Origin of the sequence: Streptomyces laurentii (assembly GCF_040635425.1) — a bacterium.
Lineage (GTDB): Bacteria > Actinomycetota > Actinomycetes > Streptomycetales > Streptomycetaceae > Streptomyces > Streptomyces laurentii.
Genome location: NZ_JBEYHT010000034.1, coordinates 1 through 26786, shown reverse-complemented (window position 1 = coordinate 26786; position 26786 = coordinate 1). Strand labels below are relative to the sequence as shown.

General features: G+C 71.8%; 29 protein-coding genes. 10 read left to right on the top strand and 19 right to left on the bottom strand.

Annotated elements, in window-relative coordinates:
• Positions 1–3: 3 nt before the first annotated feature.
• The 8 genes from ABZ693_RS21165 to ABZ693_RS21130 form a co-directional block, all read right to left on the bottom strand.
• Positions 4–1290: an acetylornithine transaminase gene (locus ABZ693_RS21165; RefSeq protein ID WP_359879400.1), complete on the bottom strand. Its 1287-nt coding sequence runs from the start codon at positions 1288–1290 to the stop codon at positions 4–6.
• Positions 1290–2261, bottom strand: a complete 972-nt coding sequence (argB, locus tag ABZ693_RS21160) for an acetylglutamate kinase (RefSeq protein ID WP_359879398.1) — start codon at positions 2259–2261, stop codon at positions 1290–1292. The genes ABZ693_RS21165 and argB overlap by 1 nt, the downstream gene beginning before the upstream one ends.
• Complete coding sequence (gene argJ / locus ABZ693_RS21155; RefSeq protein WP_359879397.1) at positions 2258–3424, bottom strand: bifunctional glutamate N-acetyltransferase/amino-acid acetyltransferase ArgJ; 1167 nt, start codon at positions 3422–3424, stop codon at positions 2258–2260. Before argJ ends, argB begins: the two co-directional genes overlap by 4 nt.
• A gap of 94 nt (positions 3425–3518) precedes the next feature.
• Positions 3519–4547, bottom strand: a complete 1029-nt coding sequence (gene argC, locus ABZ693_RS21150) for an N-acetyl-gamma-glutamyl-phosphate reductase (protein ID WP_359879395.1) — start codon at positions 4545–4547, stop codon at positions 3519–3521.
• A gap of 224 nt (positions 4548–4771) precedes the next feature.
• Entirely contained in the window at positions 4772–5719 is a 948-nt protein-coding gene (locus ABZ693_RS21145; protein WP_359879393.1) for an MvdC/MvdD family ATP grasp protein, read from the bottom strand.
• 29 nt (positions 5720–5748) lie between these two features.
• On the bottom strand, positions 5749–5958 hold the full coding sequence (locus ABZ693_RS21140) for a hypothetical protein (RefSeq protein WP_359879390.1): 210 nt from the start codon (positions 5956–5958) through the stop codon (positions 5749–5751).
• Between the two features lie 204 nt (positions 5959–6162).
• Positions 6163–6903, bottom strand: coding sequence for a VOC family protein (locus ABZ693_RS21135; protein WP_359879388.1), 741 nt, complete (start codon positions 6901–6903; stop codon positions 6163–6165).
• A gap of 413 nt (positions 6904–7316) precedes the next feature.
• Positions 7317–8246 carry a trypsin-like serine peptidase gene (locus ABZ693_RS21130; RefSeq protein ID WP_359879385.1) on the bottom strand — a complete coding sequence of 310 codons (930 nt, stop codon included), beginning with the start codon at positions 8244–8246 and terminating at the stop codon, positions 7317–7319.
• 1377 nt (positions 8247–9623) lie between these two features.
• Between ABZ693_RS21130 and ABZ693_RS21125 the strand changes: the two genes are divergently transcribed.
• Both ABZ693_RS21125 and ABZ693_RS21120 read left to right on the top strand, forming a co-directional pair.
• Positions 9624–10721 carry a hypothetical protein gene (locus ABZ693_RS21125; protein ID WP_359879383.1) on the top strand — a complete coding sequence of 366 codons (1098 nt, stop codon included), beginning with the start codon at positions 9624–9626 and terminating at the stop codon, positions 10719–10721.
• Between the two features lie 54 nt (positions 10722–10775).
• A complete protein-coding gene (locus ABZ693_RS21120) occupies positions 10776–11282 on the top strand; it encodes a hypothetical protein (protein WP_359879380.1) in 507 nt (168 codons plus the stop codon).
• A gap of 102 nt (positions 11283–11384) precedes the next feature.
• Here ABZ693_RS21120 and ABZ693_RS21115 read toward each other — a convergent pair whose 3' ends face one another.
• From ABZ693_RS21115 to ABZ693_RS21105, 3 genes are read right to left on the bottom strand one after another with little or no spacing between them, the layout of a single operon-like run.
• Positions 11385–11594: a DUF397 domain-containing protein gene (locus tag ABZ693_RS21115; RefSeq protein WP_359879378.1), complete on the bottom strand. Its 210-nt coding sequence runs from the start codon at positions 11592–11594 to the stop codon at positions 11385–11387.
• A gap of 44 nt (positions 11595–11638) precedes the next feature.
• Complete coding sequence (locus tag ABZ693_RS21110; protein ID WP_359879376.1) at positions 11639–11848, bottom strand: DUF397 domain-containing protein; 210 nt, start codon at positions 11846–11848, stop codon at positions 11639–11641.
• The gene (locus ABZ693_RS21105) at positions 11845–12672 is read right to left on the bottom strand and encodes a helix-turn-helix domain-containing protein (RefSeq protein ID WP_359879375.1); all 828 of its coding nucleotides are present in this window, start codon (positions 12670–12672) and stop codon (positions 11845–11847) included. Before ABZ693_RS21105 ends, ABZ693_RS21110 begins: the two co-directional genes overlap by 4 nt.
• 211 nt (positions 12673–12883) lie before the next feature.
• On the opposite strand from ABZ693_RS21105, the gene ABZ693_RS21100 reads away from it, so the two are divergent.
• The 3 genes from ABZ693_RS21100 (at position 12884) to ABZ693_RS21090 (ending at position 15130) form a co-directional block, all read left to right on the top strand.
• Positions 12884–13036: a hypothetical protein gene (locus ABZ693_RS21100; protein WP_359879373.1), complete on the top strand. Its 153-nt coding sequence runs from the start codon at positions 12884–12886 to the stop codon at positions 13034–13036.
• Positions 13033–13281, top strand: coding sequence for a hypothetical protein (locus tag ABZ693_RS21095; protein WP_359879370.1), 249 nt, complete (start codon positions 13033–13035; stop codon positions 13279–13281). The genes ABZ693_RS21100 and ABZ693_RS21095 overlap by 4 nt, the downstream gene beginning before the upstream one ends.
• A gap of 247 nt (positions 13282–13528) precedes the next feature.
• The gene (locus ABZ693_RS21090; protein ID WP_359879368.1) at positions 13529–15130 is read left to right on the top strand and encodes an ABC-F family ATP-binding cassette domain-containing protein; all 1602 of its coding nucleotides are present in this window, start codon (positions 13529–13531) and stop codon (positions 15128–15130) included.
• A gap of 37 nt (positions 15131–15167) precedes the next feature.
• Here the strand turns inward: ABZ693_RS21090 and ABZ693_RS21085 are convergent, their stop codons facing one another.
• The 3 genes from ABZ693_RS21085 to ABZ693_RS21075 form a co-directional block, all read right to left on the bottom strand.
• Positions 15168–16343: a methyltransferase gene (locus ABZ693_RS21085; protein WP_359879365.1), complete on the bottom strand. Its 1176-nt coding sequence runs from the start codon at positions 16341–16343 to the stop codon at positions 15168–15170.
• Between the two features lie 141 nt (positions 16344–16484).
• Positions 16485–17060, bottom strand: coding sequence for a histidine phosphatase family protein (locus tag ABZ693_RS21080; protein WP_359879362.1), 576 nt, complete (start codon positions 17058–17060; stop codon positions 16485–16487).
• Positions 17061–17128: 68 nt separating this feature from the next.
• Entirely contained in the window at positions 17129–17605 is a 477-nt protein-coding gene (locus ABZ693_RS21075; protein ID WP_359879360.1) for a GNAT family N-acetyltransferase, read from the bottom strand.
• 247 nt (positions 17606–17852) lie between these two features.
• Here ABZ693_RS21075 and ABZ693_RS21070 point away from each other — a divergent pair, with 247 nt between their 5' ends.
• Both ABZ693_RS21070 and ABZ693_RS21065 read left to right on the top strand, forming a co-directional pair.
• Complete coding sequence (locus tag ABZ693_RS21070; RefSeq protein ID WP_359879357.1) at positions 17853–18611, top strand: dienelactone hydrolase family protein; 759 nt, start codon at positions 17853–17855, stop codon at positions 18609–18611.
• Between the two features lie 142 nt (positions 18612–18753).
• Entirely contained in the window at positions 18754–19365 is a 612-nt protein-coding gene (locus tag ABZ693_RS21065; protein WP_359879354.1) for a 3'-5' exonuclease, read from the top strand.
• Positions 19366–19414: 49 nt separating this feature from the next.
• Here the strand turns inward: ABZ693_RS21065 and ABZ693_RS21060 are convergent, their stop codons facing one another.
• Entirely contained in the window at positions 19415–20851 is a 1437-nt protein-coding gene (locus tag ABZ693_RS21060) for an aminotransferase-like domain-containing protein (protein WP_359879351.1), read from the bottom strand.
• On the opposite strand from ABZ693_RS21060, the gene ABZ693_RS21055 reads away from it, so the two are divergent.
• Positions 20850–21866 carry a DMT family transporter gene (locus ABZ693_RS21055; protein WP_359879349.1) on the top strand — a complete coding sequence of 339 codons (1017 nt, stop codon included), beginning with the start codon at positions 20850–20852 and terminating at the stop codon, positions 21864–21866. The two genes, ABZ693_RS21060 and ABZ693_RS21055, sit on opposite strands and share 2 nt — an antisense overlap.
• Before the next feature lie 167 nt (positions 21867–22033).
• Positions 22034–22237 (top strand): DUF1918 domain-containing protein, encoded by a 204-nt coding sequence (locus ABZ693_RS21050; protein WP_359879346.1) that lies wholly within the window; start codon positions 22034–22036, stop codon positions 22235–22237.
• Between the two features lie 63 nt (positions 22238–22300).
• Here ABZ693_RS21050 and ABZ693_RS21045 read toward each other — a convergent pair whose 3' ends face one another.
• On the bottom strand, positions 22301–23542 hold the full coding sequence (locus ABZ693_RS21045; RefSeq protein WP_359879344.1) for a glycoside hydrolase family 10-like protein: 1242 nt from the start codon (positions 23540–23542) through the stop codon (positions 22301–22303).
• Between the two features lie 171 nt (positions 23543–23713).
• On the opposite strand from ABZ693_RS21045, the gene ABZ693_RS21040 reads away from it, so the two are divergent.
• Entirely contained in the window at positions 23714–24574 is an 861-nt protein-coding gene (locus tag ABZ693_RS21040; RefSeq protein WP_359879341.1) for a 3-hydroxybutyryl-CoA dehydrogenase, read from the top strand.
• A 122-nt stretch (positions 24575–24696) separates the two neighbouring features.
• Here the strand turns inward: ABZ693_RS21040 and ABZ693_RS21035 are convergent, their stop codons facing one another.
• From ABZ693_RS21035 to ABZ693_RS21025, 3 genes are all read right to left on the bottom strand, one after another.
• Positions 24697–25152, bottom strand: coding sequence for a carboxymuconolactone decarboxylase family protein (locus ABZ693_RS21035; RefSeq protein ID WP_435842491.1), 456 nt, complete (start codon positions 25150–25152; stop codon positions 24697–24699).
• Between the two features lie 141 nt (positions 25153–25293).
• Entirely contained in the window at positions 25294–26214 is a 921-nt protein-coding gene (locus tag ABZ693_RS21030) for an NADP-dependent oxidoreductase (RefSeq protein WP_359879338.1), read from the bottom strand.
• 150 nt (positions 26215–26364) lie between these two features.
• The gene (locus ABZ693_RS21025; RefSeq protein WP_359879335.1) at positions 26365–26547 is read right to left on the bottom strand and encodes a hypothetical protein; all 183 of its coding nucleotides are present in this window, start codon (positions 26545–26547) and stop codon (positions 26365–26367) included.
• Positions 26548–26786: the final 239 nt, after the last annotated feature.

The window sequence follows — 26786 nt, the reverse complement described above, 5'->3', positions numbered from 1 at the left end:
GGTTCATTCTCCGGTTCGTCCTTCCCCGTTCACCACGTCGAGGACGCCGGGCAGGGCCCGCAGGAAGGTGTCCGCCTCCGCGTCGCCGATGATCAGCGGCGGCATGATCCGTACGACATCGGGGGCGGGCGCGTTCACCAGGAGACCGGCGTCCTGAGCCGCCTGCTGCACCTGGGGCGCGAGGGACTCCGTGAGCACGATACCCAGGAGAAGGCCCGCGCCACGGACGTGGGAGACCAGTGGGTGGCCCAGACCCTCGATTCCGTCGCGCAGTTTCTCCCCGATCCGCTTGACCTCGTCGAGCGCGGCGCCGTCGGCGAGGGTGTCCAGGACGGCGAGCCCGGCGGCGCAGGCGACCGGGTTGCCGCCGAAGGTGGTGCCGTGGTGGCCGGGGGCGAACAGCTCCGCTGCCGGGCCGAAGGCGACGGTCGCGCCGAGCGGCAGTCCGCCGCCGAGCCCCTTGGCGAGGGTGACGACGTCGGGGTCCACGCCCTCGTGGGCCTGGTGCTCGAACCAGGTGCCGCAGCGGCCGACGCCGGTCTGCACCTCGTCGAGGACGAGCAGGGTGCCGGTGGCTCGGGTGATCTCGCGGGCCGCCTTGAGGTAGCCGGAGGGCGGGACGACCACGCCGTTCTCGCCCTGGATGGGCTCGATGATCACCAGGGCGGTGTCCTCGGTGACGGCGGTGCGGAGCGCCTCGGCGTCCCCGTACGGCACGTACGTCACGTCGCCGGGCAGCGGCAGGAAGGGCTCCTGCTTGCCGGGCTGGCCGGTGAGGGCGAGGGCGCCCATGGTCCGGCCGTGGAAACCGCCGGTGGTGGCGACCATGTGGCGGCGGCCGGTGAGCCGGCCGATCTTGAAGGCGGCCTCGTTGGCCTCGGCGCCGGAGTTGCAGAAGAAGACCCGGCCGTCGGTCCGGCCGAAGAGCCGCAGCAGCCGTTCGGCGAGGGCGACGGGCGGTTCGGCGACGAAGAGGTTGGAGACGTGGCCGAGGCTCCCGATCTGCCGGGTGACGGCCTCGACGACGGCCGGGTGGGCGTGGCCGAGGGCGTTCACGGCGATGCCGCCGACGAAGTCGAGGTACGTGGTGCCGTCGGCGTCCCGGACGTAGGCGCCCTCGCCGTGGACGAGCGGCAGCCGGGGGGTGCCGTAGTTGTCCATCAGCGAGCCCTGCCAGCGGCGGGTCAGCCCGGCGTTGCCGCCCTGGCCCTCATCCGCCGGGTCGTTCGTCAGGTCGTTCGCCGCTTCGTTCGTCAGGTCCGTACCGTGCGTCAGGTCCGTGCCGGTCATCACGACTCCCCCGTCGTCTCGTCGGGCACGACCATGGTGCCGATGCCCTCGTCCGTGAAGATCTCCAGCAGGATCGAGTGCTGGACCCGGCCGTCTATCACGCGGGCCGTGGTGACGCCGTTGCGGACGGCGTGCAGACAGCCCTCCATCTTGGGGACCATGCCGCTGGACAGCTCGGGCAGCAGCTTCTCCAGCTCGCTCGCGGTGAGCCGGCTGATCACCTCGTCGCTGTGCGGCCAGTCCTCGTAGAGGCCCTCGACGTCGGTGAGGACCATCAGCGTTTCGGCGCCCAGCGCAGCAGCGAGTGCCGCAGCCGCCGTATCAGCATTGACGTTGTAGACATGGTCGTCGTCCTGGGAGCGGGCGATGGAGGAGACGACGGGGATGCGTCCGTCGTCGAGGAGCGCCTGAATGGCACCGGTGTCGATGGCGGTGATCTCGCCGACCCGGCCGATGTCGACCGGTTCGCCGTCGATCACCGGCTGATGCCGGACGGCGCTGAGCGTGTGGGCGTCCTCGCCGGTGATGCCGACGGCGAGCGGGCCGTGCTGGTTGAGCAGCCCGACGAGCTCGCGCTGGACCTGGCCGGCGAGGACCATCCGTACGACGTCCATCGCCTCGGGCGTGGTGACCCGCAGGCCCGCCTTGAACTCGCTGACCAGGCCCGCCCGGTCGAGCGCGGCACTGATCTGCGGGCCGCCGCCGTGCACCACGACCGGCTTGAGGCCGGCGTGCCGCAGGAAGACGACGTCCTGGGCGAAGGCCGACTTGAGTTCCTCGTCGATCATGGCGTTGCCGCCGAACTTGATGACGACGGTCTTGCCGTGGTGGCGGGTCAGCCAGGGCAGCGCCTCGATGAGGATCTGCGCCTTGGGGAGGGCGGTGTGCTTGCGCGTGGTGCTCGCGGGCTGCGTCGACTTCGTCGCGGTGTTCGTCGTCGTGTCCGTCGTCGTGTTCGTCGTCTCGCTCATGAGCTGTACGCGCTGTTCTCGTGGACGTAGTCCGCGGTCAGGTCGTTGGCCCAGATGACGGCGGAGTCCGACCCGGCGGCGAGGTCGGCGGTGATGACGACCTCCCGGTAGCGCATGTCGACGAGGTCGCGGTCCTCGCCGACGGAACCGTTCTTGCAGACCCACACGCCGTTGATGGCGACGTTCAGCAGGTCGGGCTCGAAGACGGCGGAGGTGGTGCCGATGGCGGACAGCACCCGGCCCCAGTTGGGGTCCTCGCCGTGGATGGCGCACTTGAGGAGGTTGTTACGGGCGATGGTCCGGCCGACCTCGACGGCGTCGTCCTCGGAGGCGGCGTTGATCACCTCGATCCGGATGTCCTTGCTGGCGCCCTCGGCGTCGCCGATGAGCTGGCGGGCCAGGTCGGCGCACACCTCCTGGACCGCCTGGGCGAACGCGTCCGGGGCCGGGGTGACCTCGGCGGCGCCGGAGGCCAGCAGCAGCACGGTGTCGTTGGTGGACATGCAGCCGTCGGAGTCGACCCGGTCGAAGGTGACCCGGGTGGCCTGCCGCAGCGCGGCGTCCAGGCCGGCGGTGTCGACGTCGGCGTCGGTGGTGAGGACGACGAGCATGGTGGCGAGGCCGGGGGCGAGCATGCCCGCGCCCTTCGCCATGCCGCCGACCGTCCAGCCGTCCTTCTGCACCACGCACGTCTTGTGCACGGTGTCGGTGGTCTTGATGGCGATGGCGGCCTTCTCGCCGCCGTGCGCGGACAGTTCTGCCGCGGCCTTCTCGACGCCCGGGAGCAGCTTGTCCATCGGGAGGAGGATGCCGATGAGGCCGGTGGAGGCGACGGCGACGTCACCCGCGCCGGTCTCCATGCCCCGGGCGGTGAGGGTCTCGGCGACCTTCTCGGCGGTGGCGTGGGTGTCCTGGAAACCCTGCGGGCCGGTGCAGGCGTTGGCGCCGCCCGAGTTGAGGACGACGGCGGTCAGCTCGCCGTCGGCGACGACCTGCTGGGACCAGACGACGGGCGCGGCCTTCACGCGGTTGGAGGTGAAGACTCCCGCGGCGGCGCGGCGCGGCCCGGTGTTGACCACGAGGGCCAGGTCCGGGTTGCCGTTCTGCTTGATCCCGGCCGCGATGCCCGCGGCCGTGAATCCCTTCGCTGCGGTGACGCTCACTGTGTCTCTCCGTTCGCTTCTCCGCCCGCGCGGCAGGCCGCCGCGGGCATCGTCATCGTGGTCGTCCGCGGTCCGGTGGCCGCGCGTGCGCCGCTCACGGAGCGACTCCCGTCGTGGAAAGCCCGGTGTCCTCGGGGAGTCCGAGGGCGATGTTCATGCTCTGCACCGCGCCGCCGGCGGTGCCCTTGGCGAGGTTGTCGATCGCGCTGATCGCGATGATCCGGTTCGCGGCCGGGTCGTACGCGACCTGGATCTGGACGGCGTTGGAGCCGTACACGGACGCCGTGGCCGGCCACTGCCCCTCGGGGAGCAGATGGACGAACGGCTCGTCCGCGTAGGCCTTCTCGTACGCGGCGCGCACGCTCTCGCCGGTGACGCCGGGCTTGGCGGTGGCCGAGCAGGTGGCGAGGATGCCGCGGGGCATCGGCGCGAGGGTGGGCGTGAAGGAGACGGTGACCCGCTCCCCCGCCGCCGCGCTGAGGTTCTGGATCATCTCGGGGGTGTGCCGGTGGCCGCCGCCGACGCCGTACGGGGACATGCTGCCCATGACCTCGCTGCCCAGCAGGTGCGGCTTGGCGGCCTTGCCCGCGCCGGAGGTGCCGGAGGCGGCGACGATCACGGCCTCGGGCTCGGCGAGCCCCTGCGCGTACGCCGGGAAGAGCGCGAGCGAGACGGCTGTGGGGTAGCAGCCGGGCACGGCGATACGGCGGGTGCCTTCGAGCGCGGCGCGCGCGCCGGGCAGCTCCGGGAGGCCGTACGGCCAGGTGCCGGCGTGCGGGGAACCGTAGAAGGTCTCCCAGTCGCCCGCGTCCTTCAGCCGGAAGTCGGCGCCCATGTCGACGACGAGGGTGTCCGGCCCGAGCTGCTCGGCGACGGCCGCGGACTGCCCGTGCGGGAGGGCGAGGAACACGACGTCGTGGCCGGCGAGGTTCTCGGGGGTGGTGTCCACGAGGACGCGGTCCGCGAGCGGCAGCAGGTGCGGCTGAAGGCCGCCAAGGCGCTGACCTGCGTTGGAGTGGGCGGTCAGGGCGCCGATCCCGACGCCGGGGTGCGCGAGGAGCAGGCGCAGAAGCTCTCCGCCCGCGTACCCGCTCGCACCCGCGACCGCTGCTCGTACCGTCATCGAAAGACCTCCTCTAGATGGCATGACTATACGAGGTAGCGCAGTTTTATGCAACGAGCTCATGGGGAAGCCCCCCGCGAGGACTGTCTCCGGGCGGCGGCGACGCAGCCGCCGAGCGGCCACAGTCGGGCATCGCCCCCCGACCCCCGACCCTCCCCGTCGACCAAGCGCGCGGCACGCGGCACGCGGCACCGGCCCGACCGGGTGGCCCCTCGGCAGGGGGGTCAACGGGCCTGACGGGCGAGGAAGTCGACGCAGGGGCCGATGAGGTCCGTCCCGCTGAGTGCCTCCATGAAGAGGAACTGCCCCTGCGGATTCACCTCAAGCCAGACGGGCCGGCCGCCGGGGTCGAGCTTGAGGTCGACGACCCCCATGGCGAGATGGAGCCGCTTCAGCGTGGCGGTCACCCGGGCGGCGGTCGCGTCGTCCAGCGTGGCCGGACGAGTCGTACCGCTGACCAGCCCGCGCAGGTTCGACCTCCAGTCCAGTTCGCCGCTCTCGATTCCGACGGCATGGATGTCGGATCCCAGACACAGGGCGCGGATGTGCCGGGTGCCCGGGACGTATTCCTGATAGATGGCCGGCGCCAGCCGTATCGACTGCTCGGCGGCGAGATGCGCGTCCGTGACCCGCCGGGTCAGCAGCGGCTGATGGGCGCAGCCCCGTACCGTCTTCACGATCACCCGGTGGTCCAGCGAGGCGCAGAATTCCCTGATCTCGACCGGGTCCTGGCTGACGAGGGTGCGGGGCACCCGGAGTCCCGCCGCTTGGGCCGCGCGAAGTTGGACGAGCTTGTTCTCGGCGGTGGAGGTGGCGTACGGGTGGCTGATCCAGGTGCCGGAGAAGTCGTTCAACAGCACACCGAGGAGAGCCGTCCGGCAGTCGTTGTCGATGAGATCCGTCTCGGCTTCCCCGGTCCCTTCCGGTACGAGCTGACGCATGACGGGGCGCCGCCACCACACGGCGCCGATCCGCTCGACGTCGACCCGTCCCCCGTCCGCGGTGGGGAGCGTGCACACGTCATCCGACCAGGTGAGGCCATCGCGGCCGCAGATCCCGTCGGACTCGATCACGTCGCACCCGACCCGACCGGCCCGGTTCAGCGTCTCTCGTACGACCGCCGCGTGAAGATCGCCCCGCTCGGAGACGACGGCGACACGTCTTGCGCCCACATGGCCTCCAACGGATTCGATCCGACGCTTCAGGCGAAGGTGTAGTCCACCTTGGAATCACACGGTTCACCATCACAGACGGTGAACGCGCAACTTCCGCCGTCGTCCGCCTTCATCCGCAGGTTGGCGAAGCGGACGACGGCTGCTTCCCACTCTCGGAGTTCGGCGGGTACGGGCCCCATGTCGGGCTTGGGCTGGTCCAGGAAAATAATGGGCCTCGGGTTCGATTCAGTGGTCATGACACTGACCCTCCGTGCATGAGCGATGCGCGAGCGCGGAACAGTCGGATCACCCACATGCCCGCGTCGGCTAATTTCAGGATCAGCCCCTCGCCTCCGCACGGCAACTGCGCAGGAAGAGGTGGGCAATTCGACTTCCCACCGGGGAGATCGCCGCGAGCGCCGCCACCCGTGGCCGCTCGTGGGCACGAACTCGCTCCTCGGTCAGGGCAGGGCGAGGACGCAGAACTCGTGGCCCTCCGGGTCGGCCAGACAGGTCCAGGGGACGTCGCCCTGGCCGAGGTCGAGGTCGGTGGCGCCGAGGGTGCGGAGGCGGGTCACCTCCGCCGCCTTGTCGTCGCCGGGGTACGGGAGCAGATCCAGGTGGACACGGTCCGGCACCGCCCGTGTACCGGGCACGCGCAGGAACTCCAGGAACGGGCCCGTGTCGTCGGCCGCACGCAACACCGCGATGTTGTCGGTCACTTCGCGTACGGTCCAGTCCATCGCCTCGCCCCAGAACCGGGCCATGCCGCGCGGGTCCGCGCAGTCGACGACGATCGCGGCGAGCGGCCCGGCGTCCCGGTAGATCTCCCGGGGCTCCAGCACGCAGAACTCGTTGCCCTCGGGGTCGGCGAGAACCGTCCACGGGGTGTCGCCCTGGCCGAGGTCGACGTGCTTCGCGCCGAGGGACAGCAGGCGCGCGACCAACTCCGCCTGGTGAGCGGCGGAGGTCGTGGCGAGATCGAGGTGGGTGCGGTTCTTCGTCGCCGCCTTGCCCTCCGGAACGGGGACGACGTCGACGGCGACGACGGCCGGGTGCGGCCAGACCAGGCCTCCGGCGGGGGCGACGTACGTGGTCACCCCCGGGCTGTACGCACTCCAGCCGAGCGCCTCCGCCCAGAACCGGCCGACCGCCGCAGGGTCGAGCGCCTTGATGTTCACCTGGACGGGTCGCAGAGCCATGCCGACGATCCTATGCACCCGGCGCACGACACCCGCGGCGCCGGCGGCCCTGAGGGGAATCGATGGGGCGGGGGCCGGGTACGGGTACGGGTACGGGTACGGGTACGGGTACGGGTACGGGTACGGGGCCGGGTGCCACCCGATCGGCTTTCGCGTCGCGGACCGTCGCGAGATCGCATCGGATGCAATTGGCGGCGCTTGGAACATCGGTACAGCCGTGGGCGCTGAGATTGATCATGGGCGACAGAGCACGAGCGGGACCAGCCTGCTGTCGCCCATACACACAGCAGACCGCCGGTCCGTCCCGACGTCACCGTCCCCGGCCTGATCCGGGGCAGAAGACAACTCACGTGGTGACGCCGAGACTCACGGCCGGCTCACTGGGGTTTGGTTACGCCGTTGCTCCGGAGCGCTTACGCGTTCTGCGCTCCGTTGAAGACCTGCCAGGCGGCGTCCCGGTAGTACGCCCAGTAGGCGTCGCCCCAGGACCCGAAGTAGCTGCCGGTCTGGACCGCCGAGCCGTCGTTCTGGTAGTTGGCAAGGAACGGGCCGCCACTGGCGCCGCCGCTGAGGCCGATGCAGTTGCGCAGGCTGACGCCGCCCTGGTACGAGTCGTACGGCATGCCCTCGCACCAGACGGCGTAGTCCTTGTCGCCTGGTACGCCGATGGCGTGCGCGTAGTTGTTGGTGGCCCAGTTGAAGCCGATGCCCGAGCCGCCGACCACGTCCTGGACGTGCTGCCCGGTGTTGCCGCCGGTGCTCAGGACGATGAAGGCGTTGTCGCCGCCGGGGGAGGTGTCGTCCTCGCGCCAGCCCATGGAGCGCCAGTTCCACCAGCCGTGCGGGGCGTTGCCCCGGTCGTAGCCGGGCGCGAAGCGGAAGTTGGTGAACGTCTGGTGGGTGTCGATGTCGATGACGCAGTGCCGGCCGGTGGAGATCACGTCGTGGTTGTTGCTGGTGACGACGTTGGCGGTGCAGATGTAGTCGCCCTTGCCGGGGACGGTGAACACCAGACGGCCGGTGGTGCCCCAAACGCTGGCGGCTGCGGCGGAGTTGACCGCCTTCGTCGACGGCTTGGTGGCCGGGATGAGCCTCGGCTTGCCGTGAGCGGTGTCGGAACTGCGCGGCGCCTTGGCGGACGGTGCCTTCGCCGGGGCATCGAGCGGCTTGGCCTTGGCGAGGCGCTGCGGGGTCCAATAGGCGTCGAGCTTCGCCTCGGAGGTGTGGTTGACGGCGGTGCCGGCCATGGACGACGGGGTGGGGGTGGCGGCCAGGGCGGCGGTCTGGGCGCAGGCGATGAGCGCGGCGGCGGCCGCGGTCGCGGCGAGTGCAGTTCGGCGCACGATGGTTCCCCTTGGTGATCGGAAGTCCCGGTGAGGGAGGAGGACCTCGCCATCGTGCGGGGAACCGATCACCAGGCGATAAACGAGTGATGCGCCGCCGCTACCGGGCCACTTACCGTGGCGTGCATGAGAGGTGGGTGATTACGTCCGCCGTATGCCGGTGGAGTCTTTATCTGATGAGCAGGCTGAGGCGTACGACATGCGGCGGAGACAACCACCCACCACGACAGACCGTGGAGCTTTGGCCGAAGCCCCCCCATAGAACAGATCACCTGTGCGAGAGACTCAGCGCCTGTCGCCCATGATCAATCTCAGCGACCATGGCTGTACCGATGTTCCCCAAGCCCGGGTTCCGTCTAGCGGTGCGTCCACCACGTGAGCAAGGCCCCGCCGCCGGTGGTGGTCAGGGCGACGAGCCATCCGGGGACACGCTGGATAGTCAAGTGGAGCCCGCCCACGCGCAGTTCGATGAAAGGGCGAGGGCTTTCGTGGGCTGTCACGGCTCGTTCGGGCATGGCTGCGCCGCCTCTCCGCGTGGGGGTGGGTGAACTACCCGCAACGGTAGGACCCGGCGAAGACCAACTGCCCTTTGATCACGAAAAGTTCAGCCCGATCGGAGAAGGAAATCGCCACCCCTGGCGTTTGATTCGTTCCTCTCGCGGGCATCATCGGCGGCCAATTCCGTGCCCTCTTACGCGCGCCGACGAGCCCTCCGGAGTCGGACGGGGCAGGCGGGGGCGGAGGCGGAGGCGGCGGGTAGGCCGGAGGGGGCGGGTAGGAGGGAATCCGCGGCCGGGGCGAGGGTACAGACGGCGGGGGCGGGGGCGGCTCCGACGGGTACGTGAAATGCTCTCGGCGCGGGGGCTGCGGCGCGACCACGGTCGGCGGGGGCGGCGGAAGCGGCGGCGGGGGCGGCTCCACCACGGGCAGGAGCGAACCACCCGCGCGCAACCGGGCGATGGTCAGCTCGTTGCGACGGCGGGCGAGCGGACCATCGTCCCGCTCGTAGGTGAGGAGCCACCCGGCGGGGAGGACCACGACGCCGAGCCCGGGGGCGGCAGCGGTGAGAGCCTGGCTCGAGAACAACTGGTATCCGAAGGCGCGGGCGATCTCATCGACCCGGCTCCGCTCCGCGGCGGTGACGCGCCCGAGCCGCACCTCCACACGAACGCGCCCGTCGAACCGCACCCGTATCTTGTCCTCGTCCACCCCGGCCCCTCCCTGGGAAAGATCGCCCGCCCCGCCCCATCGTCCCCTGTTCTCCCCCTGCCTAAGCACCAGTTGTCGATGCGTCAGACCCGAACCCTGGGCAGGTGTACCGGCCCCGTAGGCTGCCATCGACCAGGGAAATCCCTGGGGAGGGGAATGACCACAGTCATGACAACGGGGATACAAGGGCGGCGGTGGCTGCCCAGCAAGATGGTGCTCGGAAGTTCAGTGGTGGTGCTCGCGGTGCTCGCGGGCGCGGGATGGATGGCCAAGCCGGTGTGGCAGCCCTGGTGGTATGCGTCCACCATGTGCGGGGGTCATCTGTCGGGCGGCGAACTCGCTGACCTGCTTCCGGACGAACGGCTCCAGGCCGGCAGGGACACGTTCGACTCCGGGCAACGCAACCTGCTCAAGTGCGTGATCGAGGAGAACGACGGTCAGCACTTCGCCCTCAAGATCGAGGCACAGATCGACACGGGCGAGGTGCACGGTCCGCTGGACATGGAGTTCGGCATCCCGGTGAACCCTCGTTACACCTATCCGAAGTCCGTACCCGGCTTCTACGGCAAGTTCGGCCCCGTGATCATTCAGGAGTGCCCGAAGCTCGGCCGCGACGACGACGGCCGCGCGCGGCGTCTCGTCACCAACGTGTACGCCCACGGAGTGGAGAACGCCCCCTCCCCCGCGTCCCTGCGCACGGCCGTACGCATCGCCAACGGCGCCAACGCCGAGCTCGGCTGCGGCGCCGACCCGCTACCGCTGCCGGACCGCGTCGAAGTGCCTGCCAAGCTGCCCCTGAGCCAGACCAAGGGCACCATGTGCGCGTGGCTGACCCAGGCCACCCTGCCCAAGAGTCCGTCGGGCAAGGAGTGGAAGGTGATCGCCCCCACGGACGAGAAGGCACCGATCACCAGCTGCTCACTGTCCGAACCCGGCACGGGCGAGACCGTCGACTTCACGGCCTGGTTCGGGGGCTGGACGGACAAGCCCTTCGAGAATCTGATCCTGCACAACGCGCAGGTCCCCGACGAACGCGGTGAGGACGAGGCGCTGCTCACCGAGAACTTCGGCCGCGCCAAGGCCCGATGCGACGGAGAGCCCGCCAACTTCCTCGCCAGCAGCTACGCCCGGCACAGCGCCGACCCCGTACTGCCGATGGGCAAGGTACGGCCTCTCCTCGAAGCGTTCACGGCGGACCAGGCCAAGCGCCGAGGCTGCACCGACGTGAAGCTCCCCGGCCACACCGTCTACCCGCGCCGCCACTGACGACGCTGCCGGGTGCCGTCCGCGGACTTCGAGATCTCGCACTGGAGGGGGAGCATGTACGAACTCACCGCAATCCTGGCCGACGCGGCCACCCTCGTGCGCAACACGGCGGACTGGGAGCACGCGACCGTCGTACCGCTCATGGAGGGGATGGGCCTGTTGCCGGTGTCGGACGGCCTCTTCACGGAGATGTTCGGCTTCCGGCGGGAGACGTGCGCGGGCGGCCCCTCGAAGGAGTCCCCCTTCCTCTACCCGATGCCTCCGGCTCTGGAAGAACTCCTCGCATCCTGGTCGACGGAGCGACCCATCGCCTATGTGGAAGCCGAGTTCTTCGGTGGCGACGGGTACCAGTCGGCTGCCGTATGGTCCGGCGGTACGCGAGTGTGGGGGCCGGTGTTCGACGAGACGCTCGACGGGCCGCGTGCCGACTGGCCGATCAACGGCGCGCTGGCACACCTGGGCCTCCGGAGCGGCGGTGCCACGTACGACCTGTTCGACGCCGTCGGCCTCGGCCGAGAACGCAGCACGGACGGATGGCTCGCTCGGGGCCGCACGCCATAGCCCCTCCGACAGCCGGTTGCCACATCTGACCGCGCGCATGAACAGGGCCCCGTCTCCCCTGGTTCGGGGGTGAGACGGGGCCCTTGGCGTGCTGGGTGTAGGTCAGGCGGTGCCGAGGTCGCCGGCCTTGACGCCGCTCACGAAGGAGACGAACGCCGGAGTGGAGACATCGAGAACCGGACCAGCGACATCCTTCGAGTCACGGACGGGAACGATGCCGCGCGAGGCGACGAGGTTGGTGGCGACCTCCACGCAGCTGCCGCCGGTGTTGCTGTAGGAGGACTTGAACCACTGCGGGTTGTCGTTCGTCACAGCTAGCCCTTTCATACCTCGTGGATCACACCACTGGTTGTACGTCAGGCGGTGCCGAGGTCACCGGCCTTGACGCCGCTCACGAAGGAGACGAACGCCGGAGTGGAGACATCGAGAACCGGACCAGCGACATCCTTCGAATCGCGGACGGGAACGATGCCGCGCGAGGCAACGAGGTTGGCAGCGACCTCCACGCAGTTACCACCATTGTCGCTGTAAGAGGACTTAAACCACTGCGGGTGTTCGGTCGTCACGGGTAGCCCTTTCGCGCCTCATTGATCATGGCCACCGATGCCGCCTGGGTGAGGGCCTCGGCTTGAAGGTGATGGTAGTCCGAGAGCAGGGCGAGCACCGAGGTCGATTCACGCTCAAGGTGGCCTCGGATCTGAGATTCCGCGTACGCGACCACGGTCAGGTCCGGCAGGGTCAGCAGGTTGAGCGGAAGGTTGAGCGCACGTCGTTCTCCTATCTCGTAGGGAGCGATCTGGAGCACCGTGCCCGGCTGCTCTGCGAACTCCAGCAGGCGGTCGAGTTGCGCACCCATGGCTCCGGGTCCGCCCACCTGCCTTCGGATGCAGCTCTCGTCCATGACCACCAGCATCATCGGAAGGCGCGGCTGCGCGAGCGCCTCCTGCCGTTCCGCCAGGAACGCGACGCGTTCATCCGCCTGCTCGGGTGTGATGGCGCCTCGCCGTAGGGCACTGTCCGCCAAGCACCGGGCGTACTCCGGCGTTTGGAGCAGGCCCGGGATGATCCCGATCTCGTACAGCCTGACCTCTGCCGCTCGCGCCTCGTACTCCAGGTACTCCGGAAAGCCCTCCAGAAGCGCCCCCTGCGTCATCTCGCGCCACTCGCGCTCGAACTGGTCGCCGGTCCCGAAGGCCACGTCCGCGCGGCGGGTGAGCCGCAAGGTTGGCCTCTTGCGACCAGTTTCGACGGACGAGAGATGCGTGCTGGAGTACCCCATCCGGATGCCCAGTTCGTCCTGGGACCAGCCGCGCTCCTCTCTCATTCTGCGCAGACGGGCACCGAACGCGGCTTGAGGCGAGCTGTCCGGGTCCAACTCCTTGATGTTCAAGGGCCGATCACCGACCTTTCGTCCTTCCCAGAAACGTTGAAAGGACCCCCACGGTAGGCCACTCTGGCGACGCCTCGTAGTGGATTCGCTACAGAAAGGAGCAATGATGCCTGGACACATCGCTCAGCCAAGCCCGCAACCTGCATCGATGCCGGTCATCGGGTCGTACATGGTCGACACTCGTGTGGCGACAACTCGCCCCGGTCGGGTGATGGCCCATGAAGACGACCTCATCTACCTCCGTCCTGTGGGCGGCGGCAAGGAATGGACCGCGCGAGCCGAGGATCTGCGCCCGCCGACCGACAGCGAGTGCGAGAGCATCCGCACCCTCACCACCCCCGTGTTCCCGCCGGGGAAGCCGTGACGACCACGGCCACGACCACACCCACCACCGGGCTCGCCACCGACCACGGACTCCGCCGCCATCCCGCCCCGGCGCCCGGCTGCACGGTGTGCGCGCTGCTGATCGAGTGGTTCGGGCATTACGCGGGAACCGGACCGCGACACGACGCGTCTGCTGCTGTGGACTGTGCGGTGGAGATCCGCAATCACCCGCACAATCCGCCGAAGATGACCCTCAAACGGCACGCGCCACCGCCGCCCCGCTGACACCGCGCTCGTCGCACTCACCGCGCTCCTCGCGCGGTTCCACGGACTCCCGCTCCGTCCGGATCCTCCACCTCCGGGCGGGGCGGGGCACATTCCGGCAGGGCGAGAGCCCAGCGAAGGGAAATCCGGATGCGGCGGCTCTCCTCCCCCGCTATCGTCGGCCGCATGTCTACGCCCCGAATTTCCTAGCCCAGGACCCGCTTCCACGTCACCCGTGTGTCCTCGGCTTGTTTCGGAGCGTCATCCCATGATCACCGCCCGCGGTGTCGACGTGCGCGTCGGCGCCCGTCTTCTGCTTTCCTCTGTCTCCTTCCACATCGCCCCCGGCGACCGTGTCGGTCTGGTCGGCCGCAACGGCGCCGGGAAGACGACTCTTCTGCACACCCTCGCCGGCCTGCGTGCCCCGGCCGCCGGGGAGGTCGTGCGGACCGGCCCGGTGGCGTGCCTCGCGCAGGACTCGCGTGCCGCCGACCCCGACGTGACGGTCCTGGACCGGATCCTGTCCGCGCGCGGCATGGACGTCGCGATGCGGCGGCTGCGCGAGGCCGCCGACCGGCTCGCCGCGCGGGCCGACGACGCCGCCATGGCCGCGTACGCCCGTGCCGAGGCCGCCTTCGAGGCCTGCGGCGGTTACGCGGCCGAGGCCGAGGCGGCCAGGGTCGCGGCCGGGCTCGGGCTGCCCGCCGAGGCGCTGGGCCGGCCCGTCGGCACGTTGTCCGGCGGGCAGAAGCGGCGGGTCGAGCTGGCGGGGATCCTGTTCGCCGGGGACGGCCGCGACGGCACCCTGCTGCTCGACGAGCCGACCAACCACCTCGACGCCGACTCCATCGGCTGGCTCCGCGGGCACCTCGCCGCGCACCGCGGCGGGCTCGTCCTCATCAGCCACGAGGTGGATCTGATCGCCGCCACCGTCAACCGGATCTTCCACCTCGACCCGCAGCGCGCGGCCCTCGACATCCACAACACCGGCTGGGCCGCGTACCTCACCCAGCGGGACGCCGACGAGCGCCGCCGGACGCGCGAACGCGCCAACGCCGAGCGCAAGGCCGCCGCGCTGCACGACCGGGCGGACCGGATGAAGGCCCGCTCGTCGACGTCGGTCACCGCCCGCAGCATGGCCCGCCGCGCCGACCGGCTGCTCGACGGCCTGGAGGAGGTGCGACACACCGAGCGGGTCGCCAGGATCCGGCTGCCGGAACCCGCCCCCTGCGGCCGTACCCCGTTGGGCGCGATCTCCCTCACCAAGGGGTACGGGCCCGGGCGCCCGGTCCTGGACGGGGTCGACCTCGCCGTGGACCGGGGCAGCCGGCTCGTGGTGCTCGGGCTCAACGGCGCGGGCAAGACGACCCTGCTGCGGCTGCTCGCGGGCCGCGAGACCCCGGACGCGGGGCGGGTGGTGCACGGGCACGGGCTGCGGCTCGGCTACTTCGCGCAGGAGCACGAGACGCTCGATCCGGCGCGTACGGTACGGGAGAACCTGGCCGCGGCGGCGCCGCATCTGACCGACGGCGAGGTGCGCCGGGTGCTGGGCGCGTTCCTGTTCCGGGGCGACGACGCCGGCAAGCCGGCCGGGGTGCTGTCGGGCGGCGAGAAGACCCGGCTCGCGCTCGCGGGCCTGGTCCACTCGGGCGCGAACGTGCTGCTGCTCGACGAGCCGACGAACAACCTCGACCCGGCCTCGCGCGACGAGGTCCTCGCGGCCGTCGGCACGTACCCCGGCGCGATCGTCATGGTGACCCACGACGAGGGCGCGATCGACGCGCTGCGCCCCGAGCGCGTCCTGCTGCTGCCGGACGCGGCGGAGGACCTGTGGAACCCGGGTTACCGGGACCTGGTCGCCCTCGCCTGAGCCCGGGGCTCGGGCCCCGGCGCGGGCCCGAGCCGCGTCAGCCGCCGCGCTTGACCGCCCTCAGGACCACGAACTTCGGGTCGCTCGCGACGAGTTCGCTGTTGCCGAACACCCGGCGCAGGGTGACGTGGTAGCCGAGGTGGCGGTTGCCGACCACCCACAGTTCCCCGCCGGGCCGAAGGGCCCGGCGGGCGTCGGAGAACATCCGGCGGGCGGTGCGGTCGGTGGTGGCCTGGTGGTTGTGGAACGGCGGGTTGTTGAGCACCAGGTCCACCGTGCCTGGTGCCACGTCGGCGAGGCCGTCGCCGACCGTGAACTCGGCGGTGCGGCCGTCCTCGCCCGCGTGGACGCGGAAGTTCTCCTCGGCGGAGGCGACGGCCTGGTACGACTCGTCGGTGAAGAGGAGTTCCGCCTCCGGCTCGGCGAGCGCGACGGCGAGGCCGACGACGCCGTTGCCGCAGCCGAGGTCGACGACCCGCGCGCGGCCGAGGCCGGTCGGCAGGTGCTTCAGGAAGAAGCGGGTGCCGATGTCGAGACGGTCGGCGCAGAACACACCGGCCTGGTTGACGACCGCGCGCCCGGCGAGGCCGGCGGGGGCGTCGGCGGGCAGCTCGTACCGGTACGGCCAGGGGTTGGCGCCCTGGGCGTCCCGTACGCCGTCCGTGGTCACCGTGGTGTGGACGAGCCGGGCCTTCTTCACGGCGAGGGAGGTCCGGGTCGGGCCGAGGATCGTCTCGAAGAGGGTGAGGGTGGAGGTGTGGATCTCCTTCACCATGCCGGTGCCGACGACGACCGTCCCCGCGTGCACGGCGGGCGCGAGCCGGTGCAGCTGGTCTTCGAGGAGCGCGAGGCTCTTCGGTACGCGGACCAGCAGCACGTCGATCCGCTCGGGCGGCGGGTCCTGCGTGGTGAGCATCCGTACCGCGTCGGGGGCGGCACCGGACCGGGCCAGGTTGTCGGCGGTGGCGGTCCGGCCCAGGTACGAGTCGGAGATCTGCACCAGGGTGCCGGGGTGCCGGGCGGCGAGCGCGGTCGCGAGGGCGCCCCAGCGGTCGCCGACGACGGCGACCGTGCCGGACAGCTCGGTGCCGGTCTCGGCGAGGTGGTTCAGCAGGTACTCGTCCGCCGCGTCCCAGGCGCGCAACGGGTCGCGCGGGTCGGCCGGGCAGCGGGTGAGCGCGAAGGCACCCCATGACGTGGTCAAACGGTTCATCGTGTCCCCAGGCTAGCCGGTGCGCGGGGCTTGGCGGACCGGTGCCGGGGCCGTACGGCCGACCAGGCCGCAGAGGTGGCCGGGGGCGTGCGGCCGATCGCCGCGCCCACCGTGCCCGCCGTGGCCGCCCTGGCCCGTACGTCAGCCCGCCACCGCCGCCAGTTCCAGGTGCCAGCGTCCCGGATGCCCGGTGAGGGTGACGGTCGACAGGGGGCGGACGTCGACGTTCCAGTACGTCGGGGGCGGGGCCTTCAGCGCGTAGACGAAGGCGGCGCGGACGACGGCGGGTTCGGCGACGGCGACGATCGCGCCGTCGTCGGCGGGCCGGGTGTCGAGCCAGCCGCCGACCCGGGTGATGAAGGCGAGCAGCGGCTCGCCGCCGTGCGGGGCGGTGCGCGGATCGGCGAGCCAGGCGTCGACGGCGGCCGGTTCGAGCGCGGCGACCTCCGCGAGGGTGTGGCCGCGCCAGCGGCCCATGTCGCAGTCGCGCAGGGCGGGCTGGGCGAGCGGCGCGTAGCCGAGGGCCGTGCCGGTGGCGCGGCTGCGGGGCGTCGGCGAGCAGTAGCGCAGTTCGGCCGCGCCGAGCGGGATCAGCCGGGGCGCGGCGAGCTGCACCTCGTACCAGCCGGCCTCGTCGAGCGGCCGGTCGTCGTCGAATCGCTCGGCGAGCAAGGAGGAACTGCGTGCCGCCGCGACGAGCGTGACCCGAGTTGCCATGGCCGCGATGGTGGGGCCGGGGGCCCGCCGGGTCAAGGGTTACGGAGCGGGCCGGTGGGGGCGGCGGGTCACTGGAGCCCGAGAGTCATCCACTTGTCCGGGTATTCCAGGGGTTCGAAACCGACCTTCGCGTAGACGCCGTGGGCGTCGGCGGTCGCGAGCATGATCCGGCGCAGCCCGTACGGCGCCAGGTGGTCGCGGACGGCGGTGACGAGGGCGGTGCCGAGGCCGGTGCCGCGGGCGGCGGGATCGACGTAGACGTCGCAGAGCCAGGCGAAGGTGGCGTAGTCGGTGACGACGCGCGCGTAGGCGGCCATCTCGCCGCCGCCGGTGTCGTAGGCGCCGAAGTTGAGGGAGCCGGCGATGGCCCGGTCCTGCGTCTCCCGGGTCCGGCCCAGGGCCCAGTAGGAGTCGCCGGAGATCCAGTGGTGGACGCGGGCGGCGTCGATCCGGGCGGGGTCGGCCGAGATCTCGTACGCACCGTGCAGGACGGGGCCGGGGACATCGGGCTTGCTCGGGTCGGTCGCATCGTTCAGGTCGCTCATGGGCGCAGGCTGCCAGGCCGTAGCGCTCCTGTCAGCCGAATTCCTCCCGGTCCGGCCACCGGGCCTCCGCGTGAACCCGTTGGCGGAGCGGGGCGCGGTCCTGCTACTTTTTCGGCAGCCGTGCAAGGAAACGAGGAGGTGGTACCCGTGAACGTATCGACATGGGTGCTCCCCTCCGGGGTCACGGTCGGACGATAGGTCGTCGTCCGGGAGCGCCGTTCCCCGCGCACTCCCGAAAGGCACGACCGTGCACTTCACTCCGCGTTTCACCCCGCATTTCACGTCCGCACGGCGTCTCGACGACGGCGTCCTCGACCGCGACTTCACCCTCGGCGAGATCCCCGGTGTCCTGTGGACGCCCGCCTCCGCCACCCCCTCGGCCCCGGCCCCGCTGATCCTCGTCGGCCACCCGGGCGGCCTGCACAAGCGACTCCCCCGGCTGGTGGCCCGGGCCCGGCACTACGCGGCGCGGTACGGCTTCGCGGTGGCCGCCATCGACGCCCCCGGGTGCGGCGACCGGCCCCGTGACACCGCCGGCGACCAGGCCCGCGCCGACTTCCGCCGGGCGATCCAGGCCGGCGAACTGACCGACGAGATCGTCCACGCCTTCATCGTCCCGCTGGTCGACCAGGCGGTCCCGGAGTGGCAGGCCACCCTGGAAGCCCTGCTGTCGCTGCCCGAGATCGGCGGCCCGGTCGGGTACGACGGGATGCTCCCGATCGGCATCCGGCTGGCGGCGACCGAGCCGCGGATCGCCGCCGCCGCCCTGTTCGGCCAGACCTTCGTGCCCGACGCCCTGCGCGAGGAAGCTCGAAAGGTCGGCATCCCGCTGCGGTTCCTCATGCAGTGGGACGACGAGGGAATGGAGCGGCAGCCCGTACTGGATCTGTTCGACGCCTTCGGGACCAAGGAGAAGACGCTGCACGCCAACATGGGCGGGCACACCGGCGCTCCGTGGTTCGAGGTGGAGGAAGGGGCCCGGTTCTTCGCCCGTCATCTGAAGTAGGCCGGACACGCGGCCGTCGGGGAGGGTTCCGGCCCTCCCCGACGGCCGCGATCGCCCCGCCCGCGGACGCTCCTCGGCGCCGGTCCGGCCGCGCGCGGAAATCGAGGTGCGGGAGTCGGGCGCGCGTCCCTACCCTCGGCCGATGCGCCCCGAATCCGCCCTGCTGAACGTCATCGATGTGGAAGCCACCTGCTGGGACGGACAGCCGCCGCCCGGCTCCGTGCACGAGATCATCGAGATCGGTCTGACCGTCGTGGACGTGCGGGCGCGGCGCCGCGTGTCCCGGCACCGTCTTCTGGTCCGCCCGGTCCGGTCGGCGGTGAGCGACTTCTGCACCGGACTGACCGGTCTGACGCGGGCCGAGGTGGAGCGGGGCGTCCCCTTCGCGGAGGCCTGCCGGATCCTCGTCGAGGAGTACGGGGCCGGGGAGCGCCCCTGGGCGAGCTGGGGCGAGTACGACCGCCGGCAGTTCGCCCGGCAGAGCCGGGCCGACGGGGTGGCCTACCCGTTCGGGTATCCGGCGGAACGTACCCACACCAACGCCAAGGCCGTCTTCACCACGGCGTACGGGCTCCCGAGGAAACCCGGCATGGATCATGCTCTCCGGATCGCCGGACTGCCGCTGGAGGGACGTCACCACCGCGGCGAGGACGACGCGTGGAACATCGCCGCGCTCGTCCTCGATCTGCTGGGACGCGGGGCATGGCCCGGCACGGCCGCGGCCGCGCCGGAGGGAGCCGCACCGGCTCGCTGAAGGACGGAGCACGGCCGTCGCCGCCGCGGGACGCGTGTGCCGCACGCGGTCACGGCCGGACGCCGTCGATCGCCGTACGCAGCCGCCGCACCCCCTCCGCGATCTCCGCCGGGCCCGCGACGCCCGCGAAGCTCAGCCGGATGTGTCCGGCGGGCGGCTCCGCGCAGAAGTACGGGCGGCCGGGGGCGACGGCGACTCCGGCGCGCAGGGCGGCCGGGAAGAGGGCCACCTCGGGGAGGGTGTCGGGCAGGCGGAGCCAGAGGTGGTAGCCGCCGGAGGGGACGTGGGGCAGGGCGAGTTCGGGCAGGTGCCGGACGACGGCGGCGGTCATGGTGTCGCGGCGGCTCTTCAGCTCGTGGGCGACGGCGCGCAGATGGCGGGTCCAGGACGGTGATCCGACGAGTTCGAGGGCGGCTTCCTGGAGCGGGCGGGGGACGAAGAAGCTGTCGACGACCTGGATGGCGCGGAGGCGTTCGAGTACCGGGCCGCGGGCCGCGAGCGCGCCGACGCGCAGGCTCGGGGAGGTCGGCTTGGTGAGGGAGCAGACGTGGACGACGACGCCGTCGGGGTCGTCGGCGGCGAGCGTCGGCGGCAGCGGGCCGGCGTCCTCGTGGACGAGCCGGCGCGCGAAGTCGTCCTCTATGACGAAGGCTCCGGCGGCGCGGGCGACGTGGACGACGGCGGCGCGCCGCTGTTCGGGCAGGGCTGCGCCGGTGGGGTTCTGGAAGAGGGGCTGGCAGACGAGGACGCGGGCGCCGGTGGCCCGGAAGGCGGCTTCGAGCAGGTCGGGACGGATCCCGTCGGCGTCGGTGGGGACGGGGACGGGGCGCAGTCCGGCGGCGCGGGCGACGGCGAGCATGCCGGGGTAGGTGGGCGATTCGACGAGGACCGGGGTGCCGGGTGGGGTGAGGGCGCGCAGGACGGTGGTGAGGGCGGACTGGCCGCCGGCGGTGACGAGGACCTCGGCGGCGGTGACGCCGCCGCCGATCTCGCGGGCGAACCAGGCGCGCAGTTCCGGCAGTCCGTCGATGGGCGGGCGGCCCCAGGCGCCGGGACGCCGGCCGGCCCGGGCGAGGGCGGCGGCGAGGGCGCGTTCGGGCTGGAGCGAGGGGTGCAGGTAGCCGCCGTTGAACTCGATGGTGCCGGACGGGGGTTCGGCGAGGGTGACGAGGACGCCCGAGGCGTCGACGGCGCGGGGGACGAGTTCGGTGGCGGCGTCCGCGCTGAGGGCGAGTTCCTGCCAGGAGGTGTCGCCCGCGGCGGGGGTGGCGGTACGGGGGCCGGCCCGGTAGGCGCCCGCGCCCGGGCGGGTCACGACCAGGCCCTCGGAGGCGAGCCGGGCGAGCGCGCGGGTGACGGTCACCGGGGAGACGTGGTAGCGCTCGACGAGGGCCCGACTGGACGGCAGCTTCTCTCCCGGTGAGTAGCGGTCCAGCTCCACTTTCAGGGATTCGGCCAAATCCGCGACACTGCTACGCTCATGCATGAGAGCACAGAATAGCGCTACCCCCGAGGGTGCGATAGCGGTCGCCGAGCCCCGCACGGCCGGCGCCCCCTCACGTACGACCTCCCGTACCGCCCTCCGCACCACCCCCTCCGGCTCCCCCTCTCCCGCCGGAAGCTCCGCCGGAAGCTTCTCGGGCGGCTCCTCCGGCGGCACCCTGCTCGCCGCGCTCGGCGTCGTCGCCTTCTCCCTCACCTTCCCCTCCACCGTGTGGGGTCTGGAGAGCTTCGGCCCCTGGTCCCTGGTCGCCCTGCGCTCCGTGCTCGCCGCGCTGATCGCGGGCGCCTTCCTGCTGGCCGGCCGTGTCCCGCCGCCCGCCCGCCGCCACTGGCCCGGGCTCGTGGTGGTCGGCGGCGGGGTCGTCATCGGCTTCCCGATGCTCACCACGCTGGCGCTGCGGACCTCCACCACCGCACACGCCGCCGTCGTCGTCGGTCTGCTGCCGCTGACCACGGCGGTCTTCGCCGCCCTGCGCACTGGTCGCCGGCCGTCCCGTACGTTCTGGGCCGCGGCCCTCGCCGGCGCGCTCGTCGTCATCGTCTTCACCGTCCAGCAGAGCGGCGGCGCGCTGACGGCCGGCGACCTCTACCTCTTCGGCGCTCTCCTCGTCTGCGCCGCCGGATACACCGAGGGCGGCCGGCTGGCCGCCTCGATGCCCGGCTGGCAGGTCGTCGGCTGGGCGCTGGTCGGCTGTCTGCCGCTGACGGCGGTGGGCGCGGCCGTCGCCCTCGCGTACGAGCCGGTGCACCTCACCGCGCACGGCGTCACCGGACTGGTGTGGGCGGCGGCCGGCTCCACCTTCTTCGGCCTGTACGTCTGGTACCGGGGCATGGCCGCGATCGGCATCCCGCGCGCCAGCCAGCTCCAGCTCGCCCAGCCGCTGCTGACCCTGGTCTGGTCGGTGACCGTCCTCGGCGAGCGGCCCGCCGCGGCCGCGCCGCTCGCCGCCGTCGGGGTTCTCGTCTGCATCGCCGTGACCCAGCGGGCGCGGAGCTGAGACGCAGGTCACAATGGCAGACGTAGACTCCGAGTAGGGCGTATCCGAGCACTTGCCACGCCCCTTCCGAGCGCTTTCCGAGGAGCACGAGGAACGCGAGGAGCGGCGAGGAGGGGCGAGGAGAGCCCACCCAGCGAGAGCCAGCCCAGCCGCGAGGAGGTCACGCGATGCAGGCGAGCGTGGGCGACAGACTGCTGATGCACGGCCGGACCGTCGGACAGCACGACCGTACGGCCAAGGTCCTGGAGGTACGCGGGGAGAACGGCGCTCCCCCGTACCGCGTCAAGTTCGACGACGACGGTCACGAGGCCCTGATGTCACCGGGTCCCGACACCGTCGTACGCCATCACGCCGAGGCCGCGGGCCAGTGAGCCCCGCCGGGGGCCGGTGGGCCCCCGGCCCGGCCCGTCCCCGCGGCGAAGGGACTCAGCGCGTCATCTCCCGAGGGCGGTGGTGAGCGCGCCCAGCGGGTCCTCGCGGACCTCGCGCGCCGCGAACCAGCAGTGCCCGCCGACCGACGCGTACCGCCTGCCCAGGTCGACGTGCCGGGCCGGCTCCTCGGGGTCCTGCCAGGCGTCCGGCTGCGCCGGGTCGCCGACCTTGTACAGCGCCTCGCCGAGGTAGAGCCGTACGCCGGTGCCCCGGACCGTCTTGTCCCACCAGGGCACGAGCTTCGCGTAGTCGGCGGCGGAGTTGCCGATCTGCCAGTACAGCTGCGGGATCACGTAGTCGATCCAGCCCTCCCGGACCCAGCGGCGGGTGTCCGCGTACAGATCGTCGTACGTCTGCAGCGAGCGGGTGTCGGAGCCGGCCGGGTCGGTGCCGGCGTTGCGCCAGACCCCGAAGGGGCTGATGCCGAACGCGACCTTGGGCTTGGTCTCCTTGATCCGGGAGGCCGTCTCGGACACCAGCAGGTCGATGTTGTTCCGCCGCCAGGCAGCGCGGCCGGAGAACCCTCCCCCGTAGCGCTCGTACGCGGCGTCGTCGTCGAGGGTCTCCCCTGACGCCGGGTACGGGTAGAAGTAGTCGTCCCAGTGCAGCGCGTCGATGTCGTAGCGGCGTACGGCGTCGAGCATCGCGTCCTGCACGTGCTCGCGGACCTCCGGCAGGCCGGGGTTGTAGAGCAGCTGGCCGTTGTAGGCGAGCGCCCAGTCGGGGTGGCGGCGCACCGGATGGCTCGCGGCGAGCCGGTCGGGGTCGGTGTGGAAGGCGACGCGGTACGGGTTGCACCAGGCGTGCAGTTCCAGGCCGCGCGCGTGCGCCTCGGTGACGGCGGTGCCGAGCGGGTCCCAGCCGGGGTCGCGGCCCTGGACGCCGGTCAGGTACTGCGACCACGGCTCGTACGCCGACGGCCACAGGGCGTCGGCCGAGGGCCGGATCTGGAAGACGACGGCGGTCAGGCCGCGCCGTACCGCGAGATCGAGCCAGCCGACCAGCTCGGCGCGCTGCTCGGCGGCGCTCAGGCCGGTGCGGGACGGGAAGTCGCGGTTGGAGACGGACGCGAGCCACATCCCCTGGAAGGCCCGGGCCCGCTTTCCGCCGCCGCCACCCTCGCCGGGCGCCGCCCCGGGATCCTCGGCGGCCTGCACGGGCCCGACGCCGGAGCCGGTCGCGCCCAGTCCGAGCGTCGCGATCGCCACTCCTGTCACGAACCCTCTTCTACCGATCGGTGCCATTTTGTCACCCCTCGCTATCGGATACGTCACAACCCATCCGACAGCATGCCCAGGCTGGAACGATCGATCATTTGCTCCGTCGGGAGTAACGTCGTGGGGTCGAGGCGGACGCACCGGAATCACCCGGGCCCGCCGCCAGCAGAGAGCGAAAGGCACGAGGTGACGGACTCCATGGCCGACATTGAGCGCGTCGGAGTGGTCGGCTGCGGCCAGATGGGCGCGGGCATCGCGGAGGTGTGCGCCCGCAGCGGCCTCGAAGTGAAGGTCGCCGAGACCACCGGCGAAGCGCTGGAGATCGGCCGCACGCGGCTCTACAACTCGCTCGCGAAGGCCGCCGAACGCGGCAAGATCAGCGAGGAGGAGCGCGACGAGACGCTCGCGCGGCTCAGCTTCACCACCGACCTGGGCGAGTTCGCCGACCGCGACCTCGTCATCGAGGCGGTCGTGGAGAACGAGCAGGTCAAGACCGAGATCTTCCAGGTGCTCGACCAGGTGGTGACCCGGCCGGACGCCATCCTGGCCTCCAACACCTCCTCGATCCCCCTGGTGAAGCTGGCCGTGGCGACTTCTCGCCCCGACCAGGTCATCGGCATCCACTTCTTCAACCCGGCGCCGGTGCAGAAGCTCGTCGAACTGATCCCCGCGCTCACCACCTCCGAGGGCACCCTCAGCCGGGCCCAGCTGTTCGCGGAGAAGGTCCTCGGCAAGCACGCGATCCGCGCCCAGGACCGCTCGGGCTTCGTGGTGAACGCGCTGCTCGTGCCGTACCTCCTCTCCGCGATCCGGATGTTCGAGTCGGGCATCGCGAGCCGCGAGGACATCGACAACGGCATGGAGTTCGGCTGCGCCCACCCGATGGGCCCGCTGAAGCTGTCGGACCTCATCGGTCTGGACACCATCGTCTCGATCGCCGACTCGATGTACACCGAGTACAAGGAGCCGCTGTACGCCGCTCCCCCGCTGCTCCAGCGGATGGTGGACGCGGGCCGGCTCGGCCGCAAGTCGGGCTCGGGCTTCTACCCGTACGCCTGACGCGACGCCGGACGGCACGGCCGCGGGCCCGGCATGACGCACTCCATGTCGGGCCCGCGGTGTGTCCTGACCCAGGTATCGCCACCTGGGTATCTTCACCGGGGTATCTCCACCGGGCAGGTTCAGCCGCCCACGGGGTACCGGCTGGTGATGGCGACCCGGTTGAAGGCATTCATCACGGTGGCCGGCCAGGCGACGGCCGAGATCTGGTCCGCGGTGAGCACGGCCGCGGCGGCGTCGTACTCCGTGTCCGGGACGTGCCCGTCCGGCACGCGCGTGACCGCCTCGGTGAGGCGGAGGGCGCCGCGGTCGGTCTCGGAGAAGCAGCCGGTCTCCTCCCACGCGGGCAGGACGGCGATCCGGTCGGGGTTCTCGCCCTTCTTGAGGGCGTCACGGGTGTGCATGCGCAGGCAGAAGGCGCAGCCGTTGATCTGCGAGGTGCGCATCCTCAGCAGCTCCACCAGGAGCGGGTCCAGACCCGCGGTGACGGCGGCCTCCTCCACCTCCGCGGACAGGGCGATGAGGGCCTTGTAGGCGGCCGGGTGCTGCTTGCCGAGGTTGACACGCGAGTCGCTCATGATTCCTTCGCTGCGTACGGGTAACCGCCCGCCGCGCGGCGGGCGGCCAGGGGTGTGGGGGCGGGAAAGGGCGGGTTCACGCGGGTACGCTGCCGCCGCCCCGCCCGAGAGGGACGACGGCTCCCGCGTGCGCCTCCGGATTCAGTCTTCCGTGACGCGGATGATCGTCTTGCCCCGGGCGCGGGTGGCCGGGGCCAGGGCGACGGGTGCCTCGGCGAGCGGCCGTACGGCGTCGACGCGCACCGTGAGCCGGCCGTCCCGTACCCGCGCGGCGAGATCGGCGAGCCGGGCGCGGTCGGGTTCGACGACGAAGAAGACCGCCCGCCCGTCCTTGGGCCGGACCTTGGGCGGCTGGGCGATGGTGACGAGCGTGCCGCCGGCCCGGACCAGCGCGGCCGAACGCTCCAGGATGTCGCCGCCGATCACGTCGAACACGACGTCGGCCTCCCCGGCGTCCTCCAGCTTCCCGGTCTCCAGGTCCAGGAAGGTGTCGGCGCCCACGGCGGCCGCCCGCTCCCGGTCGGCGGACCGGCCGGTGCCGATGACGCGGGCACCGGCCGCACGGGCGAGCTGGGCCGCGATCGACCCGACGGCCCCCGCCACGCCGTGGATCAGGACGGTCTGACCGGCGGTCAGCCGGCCGTGGTCGAACAGGCCCTGCCAGGCGGTCAGTCCGGAGATCGGCAGCGCGGCGGCCCGGACGTGGTCGACGTCCGCCGGCAGCGGCGCGAGGTTGCGGGCCTCCACCGCGACGTACTCGGCGAGCGCGCCGTCCCGGGCCCAGTCGGCCAGGCCGAACACCCGCTGGCCGACCGTCAGACCGGTGGTGCCGTAACCCAGTCCGGCGACGACACCCGACAGCTCGTGCCCGGGCACGCTGGGCGTCCGGTCGCGGCCGGCGCGGTCGGTCCAGGTGGCCGGCCAGTTCAGCTCCCCCGGAGTGAAGCCGGAGGCGTGCACCCGCACGACGACGTCGTTCTCGGCCGCGTGCGGGTAGGGCCGCTCCGTCAGGGACAGCCCGTCGGGACCGGCTTCCCGGTCTCGCACGGTGATCGCTTGCATGAGAGCTCCTTACTGTGGGAGGGCGACGCGAGCGTGCGGCCCCTCCTCCCGTCGAAGGGGTGCAACCGATCAGCGTCATGCCGGTGTCCCCGTGTGCCCCTCACCCCGGCCCGGACGGACGGGGGTGAGGGGATACGGACGGAACGGTCGTCAGGCTTCCACGTCGAGGCGCACGACCGCGCCGATCTCGACCAGCTGATCCGGCAGGGCGAGGTCGGAGACGCCCATGACGGTGCTGGTGGGGCGGTGCTCCCCGAAATACGCGGCGTGGAGTCGCGCGGTCGTGTCGAAGTTCTCCCGCAGCACCCGCACGGTCCAGTACCACCTGAGCAAGGTCTTCGGGAAGCTCGGCGTGACTTCGCGCGGCCGGCTCGACCGCGTCCTGCCCGCCCGGGCACCCCCACGGCCCCTCCCGCGCCCGCGGACCCGCCGCGCAGGACCTCCGCGCGGACCGCGGGGCGCCGGCGCACGGGGGCGTGAGCGGCTCCGCGGGCGGAGCGCCGGGCGTACGGAAAAGGCCGCGGCCCGGGGCGACAGTCGTGCCCGCAGGCGTGCGAGACCGGGAACGGGCC